General features: G+C 57.5%; 7 protein-coding genes. 1 reads left to right on the top strand and 6 read right to left on the bottom strand.

Annotation, left to right across the window (positions count from 1 at the left end; translation table 11 throughout):
• Positions 1-167: 167 nt before the first annotated feature.
• Positions 168-1160 (bottom strand): hypothetical protein, encoded by a 993-nt coding sequence (locus tag B2R17_RS11055; RefSeq protein WP_286764026.1) that lies wholly within the window; start codon positions 1158-1160, stop codon positions 168-170.
• 249 nt (positions 1161-1409) lie between these two features.
• Entirely contained in the window at positions 1410-2531 is a 1122-nt protein-coding gene (locus B2R17_RS11050; RefSeq protein ID WP_286764025.1) for a 3-oxoacyl-ACP synthase III, read from the bottom strand.
• A gap of 799 nt (positions 2532-3330) precedes the next feature.
• Between B2R17_RS11050 and B2R17_RS11045 the strand changes: the two genes are divergently transcribed.
• A complete protein-coding gene (locus B2R17_RS11045; RefSeq protein WP_008653228.1) occupies positions 3331-4104 on the top strand; it encodes a gamma-glutamyl-gamma-aminobutyrate hydrolase family protein in 774 nt (257 codons plus the stop codon).
• Between the two features lie 852 nt (positions 4105-4956).
• On the opposite strand, the gene rplS is transcribed toward B2R17_RS11045, so the two are convergent.
• The 4 genes from rplS to ffh all read right to left on the bottom strand — a co-directional run bounded on the left by rplS (position 4957) and on the right by ffh (position 8067).
• Positions 4957-5316: a 50S ribosomal protein L19 gene (gene rplS, locus B2R17_RS11040; protein WP_008654069.1), complete on the bottom strand. Its 360-nt coding sequence runs from the start codon at positions 5314-5316 to the stop codon at positions 4957-4959.
• 19 nt (positions 5317-5335) lie between these two features.
• Entirely contained in the window at positions 5336-6064 is a 729-nt protein-coding gene (trmD, locus tag B2R17_RS11035) for a tRNA (guanosine(37)-N1)-methyltransferase TrmD (RefSeq protein WP_008663724.1), read from the bottom strand.
• Entirely contained in the window at positions 6061-6483 is a 423-nt protein-coding gene (gene rpsP, locus B2R17_RS11030; RefSeq protein ID WP_339888627.1) for a 30S ribosomal protein S16, read from the bottom strand. Before rpsP ends, trmD begins: the two co-directional genes overlap by 4 nt.
• Before the next feature lie 108 nt (positions 6484-6591).
• Complete coding sequence (ffh, locus tag B2R17_RS11025) at positions 6592-8067, bottom strand: signal recognition particle protein (RefSeq protein WP_008654064.1); 1476 nt, start codon at positions 8065-8067, stop codon at positions 6592-6594.
• Positions 8068-8299: the final 232 nt, after the last annotated feature.

The raw sequence follows: 8299 nt of genomic DNA, 5'->3' as shown, positions 1-8299 counted from the left end.
CGGTGGTCCTCCACCGAGTCTTGGATTGGTTCGCGCGGATTCACGGTGGGGACCACCGTCCCACAGGTTGTTGCTAAGTTTGGCTTTGAGTGACGTCGGTGGGATTGCCCGGTGAGGGGCTCACCGGGCTTAATATAATCCGCCATCTAGCTCGACGGACTTGGGGCTCAGTTTCGGGTCAGGTCCCAGGCGTCGGACCAGGTTGTTTGAATGGCTTTCATGCCAAAGTCGTTTTCCAAACGTTCGGCCATGTCTGGCAAGTGACCGGCTCCGTAGAACACCGCGATGTTTTCTTTGCCGGCGTCGAGCTCTTCCTTCAAAATCTCAAACGCTTTGCGGTTGCGACCTTTAATCAATGTGTTCTCGCCGTTGGCGTCGTCCATGCCAGCGGTCACAAGTTCAATGTCGACGAGCTGGCGGGCCATCGCACGCTTCATGTTCTTAGGGCGATCTTCGCCGCTGAACATTGCCATCAACAAACCCGCGTCGCCGCCCGTTTTGGCTTGGGAAGCGATTCCGGCGCCCAGCATTCGAGCGATCATTTTCCAGACGCTGTCGCCGCGTTTCTCAAGGTCTTCAACAAACTCATCGGGGCTCATGTCCGCATGGCGAAAGTTCTCGGCCATGTAGTCGATCTTTTCCAGTTGATACTCCAGGTTCAACATGTCTTTCATGCCGGTTTGAACCGAAGCCAAAATCGATCGCCGCTCCTCGAGGTCCTCGGGGCGAATGCGAGTCCCGTCGGGCGCGACCAATTCGTACAGAACAGAATCGTACTTGGAGAGCTGTTCCTTTAGCTCGGTGTAGTACTCGTCTTGGCCGATGTGGACGACGCCGACCAAGTCAACGATCGCCCCGTCATAACGAGTACCGGGTTGGCCGACGAACTGAACCGTCGCGGTTTGCAACGCGTTGGGTTTGCCGTCGACTTCGTGAACACGAACGTAGGCCGGCTCTTCGGCGAGCTTGGCTTCGTCCGCCGATTCGGCAGCAGGCTTTGGTGTTTCGGTTTCAGCAGTTGGTTGCTGAGCTGGCGTTTCCACTTCCGCTTGAACAGGTATTTCCGCGACCTGAGTTTCTGCAACGGCAGGTTCTTGGGCAACGATGGGTGCGAAGCCAAAGGCGGCAGTCAGGCACATCGCCAAACCACTGGTTCGCACTCTCTGAGAGAAACGTTGCCAAATGGATTGAAAGGCGACCCGCCACGCTGAGAGTCGGGGGAGAAAATGGCGTTTCATCGAGATCGCTCAAAGTCAGTAGGAAAGAGGCAGCCTGCTTTCACCATAGCGCCAGAAACGATTTCCGGCAAGCAAATGATGCGCTGCGGGGACGAAGTGCATCGGTTCCAGGCCCGGAAAGGACTCATCAAAGACGCATGCTGCGATGCAAACATCCCGGGTGGTGGTGGCTCAGGACGTCGCGGCAGCCAATCGAGACGGAGCCAGTTCGTCGAGCAAGCCCGCCCAATCGCCGGCGATTGCGGTTTCGCCCCATTTCGCGGCAATCATCACGCTGTTGATCCCAGACCCAATGCCCAGCATCGCGGTGCGGTCTCCGGCGGACAATTCTCCGGTCGCTGCCGCCGCGGCGACGGTCAATGGCAGAGCGACTGAACCGGTGTTGCCGAGAGCCGGAAAGGTCACGCTGTCGTTGGTTTCTGGCAACTGCATCGCTTCCAACATGCCGATTCGGTGTCGCGAACCGACTTGATGGCAAACCGATCGGTCGATCTGATCGCGAGTCCAGCTGGATTGTTGCAATAGCTCATTCAGTGCCGCCACGCCGGTTGCGATGCCCTCGGCCATCAGTGTTTCAGAATCCGTTTCCATCAACGGCTGCATGCCCGCCCCGGCCGTGTCTTGATCGCTGCGACAAAGGTTGTGATGGGCCGTGTGGGCGCGTGCGATCGCGTGTTCCAGGATCGTTGCGTTGGGGCTGAGGTCGCGATGGGTCAGCAACCACGCACAGCTGCCCGAACCGATGGTCAGCGATGCAAAGGCAGGTTTGACGGTCTTTCGCGTGAGCCGATCGTCGGCGTTGAGCGACGCGATGGTCGCTTCCATCAACGGTCGGCTGTTTTCGGTTCCGACAACGATACCGGCAGAGACCATTCCCGACTGGATCATGCCAGCGATCTGGACCGCTCCGTTAAGAACACCCAAGCAAGCGTTTGAAACGTCGTAGACCCAGCAGTCCGGTGACAGCCCGAGTTCGTGGTGTACTCGCGAGGCGGTGGCGGGTTCGAGGAAGTCACGACAGACGCTGGCGTGGATCAGAGCCCCGACTTGGTTTGGGGCAACCGAGGCGGCTTCCAAGGCGTTGCGACCGCTTTCGATGCTGGGGCCGCTGGGAACGGTGCCCGGTTCCCAAACACGCCGGCTGTCGATGCCGCTCATCATGGCCAGCCGGCCTTCGGGCAATTTCAGGCGGGAGTACAGCGGATGCAGATCTTTTTCAATCTGTTCGCTGGTCCACTGTGCTTTGGGAATGGTGACACCGATGGATGCCAACGCGACGTCTGGGAAATGCACAGCAGCGGTCCTTCCAGTGCCTAAGGCCGTGAGAAATTGAGCCTTCGATCTGGCACGTCTTTGAATGAATCTTGAAATGAGTGAATTTCAAGGAGTATTGAACAACGAGTCGCGAAACAGGTTACCAGATTGTTTGCGATCGACGAATCGGCGAGGCAGCGATCACAGCAAGGGGCGGATTTGCAAGAACAGCTCGGGCCAGCATCAAATCAGACTACGTCTGCGATGACCGCATTGGGGTTGCTGACTGGCAGAGAAGGCCCCAATGATTGCCGGGTGGCTACCGTTGAGAGATAGGAACCCGCGTTGGTGGCTGAGAAGTCACTTCGTAGACAGGGGGTGATCCTGGCGTTTTTCCTGGTGAGTTCACTCTGCCACCAAAAGGGCGTGAGAAAGTCCGAAAAGGTTGTTGAATTATACGCTTTGCTAGCAAAAAAGGCCTTTGCTAGCACTACCCGTAGTGGGCTGGAGGAACCTTTTCACAATATATCGTTCTTGCTTGGTTATGTGAAACACGACCTCTAATCTCCCGCTCATCAGACGCGACACTGTCGCCGCGCCGCTTATCACATCCCTCATTGGAAAAGTTCGGGAAGCAAAACGACCAGCCTGTTTCAAGATGATTCAAGCTGGATGAGTCTCACATGAAAGCCCTTTTCCCTGCAGGTTCGGCAGGCGGCATCATACGACTGAGTCCTCGCGGATTTGCATCTCGCTCGATTTGATTTAGCAACCGACTGCTGCATCGAATGCTTGACCCATGCGGGCTCCCTAACGCCGATATGAAGAGGATCTTCTCATGACGCGCAAGCCCCTGATTGGTTTGAACGCCGACTTCCGTGCCGCCGCTCGTAGCACCCCCGCGTTCGCCTACATCGCATCTGGTTACTACCAAGCCATCATCAACGCGGGTGGGATTCCTGTGTTGGTTCCTCCGCAAGCTGACGAAGAGTCGGTGAGCCGAGTTTTGGACGCTGTCGAGGGTTTCTTGTTCATCGGAGGCGGCGATCTGGATCCTCGCAACGACGGATTCATGCTTCACCCCAGCGTTCATCCAATGGATGCGGCTCGCGAAGCCAGCGACCGAATGCTGATGGCGGAAATCGCCGAACGCCGCATGCCTGTCTTCGGCATTGGCGTTGGCATGCAGCTCATCAACGTCCAGCAAGGCGGCAACTTGTTCTTGCACATCAAAGAAGACTTGCCCGAAGCCGTGCCACACTTTGACGCTCAAGACGTCAATCACCGGCACACTCTCAACGTCGAAAGCGACTCGTTGATCGGCCGCGTTTACGGCGACGGCGAAATTCGCGTGACCAGCCGTCACCACATGGCGATCGATGAAGTCGCCCCTGGGTTCCGCGTCACCGCTCGTTGCCCCGATGGGGTGATCGAAGCGATCGAAAGCGAAATGATCGATTGGTTCGCTTTGGGAACTCAGTTCCACCCCGAATCCGAAGCCGCTTCGGCTTTGGACATTCGCATCTTCGAAGAGTTCGTGGACGCCGTTCGCGACCGCAATCAAGACGCCCCCGCCAAAGAAGGCGACGAAGCCTATCGTTTGGTCGCTTGAGATTCGAAACCACACTACGGAGAGGATGTTGATGAATCGAATTTTTTGATCCTTTCCCACCGGGTTCGCTGCCCACGGTTGTCCCGCGAGAACCGTTTTCCGCCAAAGGATTGGCGGGTTGGCAGCACGGAAGCATCGCCTGATGCAGCGAACCCGGTGAGAATGGGACTTCTTCGCAGGAGTCCCTCGCCTTCAAGGATGAAGGTTGGTGGAGGCCAAGGATTGGCCTGATCGGAAACCGATTCAGCAACGAAACAAGTCACGGCTGACAAGTCCAACCGGGCACGTTCCAAGAGAGCGTGCCCGGTTGTTTTTTGGACTGACAGTTCTCGTCGCTCGACGGGCCCCGTCGAGGTGATGCGAGTGAAACAACCTGTAGCTCGGTGGTCCCCCACCGAGTTGAGTGCGCGTTCACGGTGGGGACCACCGTGCCACAGGTGGAGGTTGTTTGCTGTAGATGCCGGCAGGGGGCCCCAGCCGGTTACGTTGCGGTGTCTTGATGCGGGAAGCGTGGCGGCGAGCAGTTGGTTGTCGCTCGCTGGGGCCCGCCAGCGAGTCGAGCATTGGTCCTTCACTGTCTGCGTACTTTGGCCAGTCTGTGGTGATGCCTGGCACAGACGTTGCGCGAGTGGAAACAATCTGAAGCTCGGTGGTTCCCCACCGAGTTGAGTACGCGTTCACGGTGGGACCACCGTGCCACAGGTGGAGGTTGCTTGTTGTAGATGCCGGCTGGGGCCCAGCCGGCTATATGTTTGGTGCAGACGACGAGATTTTGGCTACGCGCAGCAAACAAGCTGCTCGGGTTGAACCGGAGCAGCTTGGCGAGTGTTTTGAGTTGGTCGCGGGCGGCGATCAAACGCGGCGGCGTTCTTTCAAACGAACTGCCTTGCCGACGCGATCGCGGAGGAAGTAAAGCTTGGCGCGACGGGTGACACCGCTGCGTTTGACTTCGACCTTTTCGATGCGGGGGCTGTGAACAGGGAACTTACGCTCCACGCCTTCGCCAGCCACGATGCGGCGAACATGGAACATTTCCTGAGCGCCTTTGCCACTGCGGCCAATCACGACGCCAGTGAAAACTTGGATCCGCTCTTTGTTGCCTTCCAAAATCTTGGAGTGCACGTCCACGGTGTCACCGATTTCGAACTGAGGAACACTTCCCTCTTCTTTTTGGTTGGCCTTGTCGACCATGTCCATGATGGCATTGTTCATTTGAGAACCTCTTCGATGTTCAGGAGAGTTTGTTGGTTTGTTCTGGGTTGGTTTTTGAATGCTCGGGCAGCAAATCGCGGCGACGGTCAATCGTTCTCGCCCGGCTTTGTTCGGCTCGCCAAGCGGCGATGGCGGCGTGATCGCCGCTGAGCAGAACATCGGGGACGGTGTGGCCTTCGAATTCACGGGGCCGGGTGTACTGGGGGAACTCGAGCATCCGATTTCCTCGGCTGAACGAATCATCCAGGCTGCTTTGTTCATCGCCGAGCACGCCGGGCAGCAACCGGACGACAGCGTCAATGATGGTCATCGCGGCCACTTCGCCTCCGTTGAGGACAAAGTCGCCGATGCTGATCTCTTCGGGCTGGATGATGTCCAGCACGCGTTGATCAAATCCTTCGTAACGACCACACATCAACATGATACGGTCGCTGGTTGCGAGGTCTTCGGCCAACCGTTGGTCGAGCCGTCGACCTTGCGGGGTCAACAAAATCTTTCGAGCCGGGACATCGGCCATGGCGTCCACGTCCCGGACACAAGTCACGGTCGGTTCGACTTGCAACAACATTCCGGGGCCGCCGCCAAAAGGGCGGTCATCGACTTTGCGATGAGGGGTGTCTTCGGCCCAATCTCGGAGGTTGTGTCGCTGAATCTCAACCAAACCTCGAACAATCGCCTTGTCCAGCAAGCTTTGGGTCAGATAACCGTCAAAGATCGCTGGGAACAGGGTGACAACGTCGAATCTCACTCCGTGGTGGCTTCTGCAGCAGGAGCATCGTCTGTCGAAGCTTCGGCGGCTGGTTCTTCCGCGGGGGCTTCTTCAGCAGGAGCTTCCGCAGCCGGTGCGGCCTTGGGAGCCGGAGCTTCTGGTGGTGGGGTGTAGTCCTTGCGGCGTCCGAGACGCTCCACGGCAGCCTTTTGAGCTTCCAGGTGCGAGCCATCGGTGCCGTACTTTTTGATCAGCACAGCCACTTTGTCGCTGGGTTGAGCGCCAACGCCAATCCAGTAATCGACGCGATCGGCTTTCAATGTGGCGCGAGCATCGGTTTCGGGGCACATTGGATCGTAGGTGCCGAGTTCTTCGATCACACGACCATCACGTGGGTTGCGTTGATCCACTGCACAAACACGAAAGAAAGGACGGTGCGTACGTCCCATCTTTTTCATGCGAATTCTTACTGCCATGTCGGTCGTTTCTCCAAGGAATTGAGGTTGATTTCGGGGGCTGAAGACAGAGGGCTGTACCTGCTCTGGTCTCGGCCCACTTCATCTCACTCAGCGTTTTTTACGTTTGAGTTTTCGTTTTAGCTTTTCGCGTTCTTTGCGTTGCTGGGCCTTTTCGGCCGGGGAAAGTCGTTTTCCCGTGCTTTGTTTTGTTTTCAAGCCGCCCAAGCGGGGGTCGCCCGACATCGCGTTGGCTTGAATTTGCCGCATCATCGCCATCCGATCGCCGCCGCCCTTTCCGGACATGGCTTGCATCATCGGCTTCATCACGTCGAATTGTTTGATCAATTGCGTGATGACTGGCGATTGGACGCCGGCTCCCTTGGCAATTCGGGTGCGACGGGTCGCATCGATCAGCTTCGGGTTTTTGCGTTCGGCGGGGGTCATCGAGTTGATCGCCCCGATGATTTGTCGGAGTTGACCGCCGGCCTCTTCCGATTCCATCGCTTCTTTGAATTGGCTCATGCCGGGCATCAGCCCCATCATGCGTCCCATCAACCCAGGCTGGGCGACTTTTTGCATCATGTTTTTGAAATCGTCGAGCGAGAATTCGCCGCTGGCCATTTTGGCCTCCAGCTCTTCTCGTTCTTGTTCGTCGACGATTCGGTGGGCTTCGCGAGCCGCGGCGACCATGTCACCCATTTGCAGGATGCGGCTGGCCATGCCTTCGGGGCGGAAGGGTTCCAGAGCATCAAAGTGCTCGCCTGTGCCCATGAATTTGATCGGGACGCCGGTGACCTGTTTGACCGACAGTAGTGCTCCACCGCGAGCGTCACCGTCCAGTTTGGTCATCACGACGCCGTCCAGTTCCAAGGCGTCGTTGAACGCACCGGCACTGTTGACCGCGTCTTGACCGGTCATGCCGTCGACGACGAGGTAAACCTGGTCGGGGCCGACTTTCCGGTCGATCTTCTTCAGCTCCGCCATCAGCTCAGCGTCGATCGCCAAACGTCCGGCGGTGTCCAGGATCACGACGCGATTGCCGTCACGGCGAGCCATTTCGACGCCGGCTTGGCAAACTTTGACGGGGTCTTTGTGGTCGGTTTCGGCGTGGACAGGGACGCCGAGCTGCGAACCGATCACCTTGAGTTGCTCGATGGCGGCGGGGCGTTGCAAGTCAGCCGCGACGAGAAGTGGCGTGATGTCTTGTTCTTGCAGCAGCTTGGTCAGCTTGCCGCAGGTCGTCGTTTTTCCGCTTCCTTGCAAGCCGCACAGCATGATGATCGTAGGACCATCGGCCTTCAGATTCAATGCGGAATCGACTGGGCCGAGCGTTTCGACCAGCTCGTCGTAGACAATTCGAACCAGTTCTTCTTGCGGCCGAAGCGACAAAAGAACGCGTTTTCCGAGGGCTTTTTCGGAAACATGCCCCATGAAGTCTTTGACGACGCTGTAGCTGACGTCAGCTTCCAGCAGCGATTGCTCCACGATCTTCAGACCGTCGCGCATATTACCTTCGGTCAGTTTGCCTTTACCAGACAAACTTTTGAAAGCGGATTGCAGACCGTCGGAGAGGGAATCGAACACGCGGCGGAGGGGGCGGGCGAATTGGCGGTTTTTTCAGGAAAGCCCGGCAGTTTATCCAGGATGCTGCGGTTTTGTAAATGGAGAGAACGCCGAATTCCGCGTGGAAAACGTTTTCGGGGGACCGTGGGAGGTTTGGGGGTTCGTCTGACGGAGATGCGTCGTGAATCATTCGGCGACGCGACGGCGGACAACTGTTGTCGCTCTGTGACTGGTCGTGGTTGTTGGGGTGAGC

It is taken from the genome of Rhodopirellula sp. UBA1907 (assembly GCF_002337565.1).
GTDB lineage: Bacteria > Planctomycetota > Planctomycetia > Pirellulales > Pirellulaceae > Rhodopirellula > Rhodopirellula europaea.
This window is presented reverse-complemented; position numbering and strand designations above follow the sequence as displayed.

What these genes read in the sequence shown, in the direction of transcription:
- B2R17_RS11045 (WP_008653228.1), top strand. Translation starts at nt 3,331, where the DNA reads ATGACGCGCAAGCCCCTGATTGGTTTGAACGCCGACTTCCGTGCCGCC.
- rplS (WP_008654069.1), bottom strand. Translation starts at nt 5,316, where the DNA reads ATGAACAATGCCATCATGGACATGGTCGACAAGGCCAACCAAAAAGAA.
- rpsP (WP_339888627.1), bottom strand. Translation starts at nt 6,483, where the DNA reads ATGAAAAAGATGGGACGTACGCACCGTCCTTTCTTTCGTGTTTGTGCA.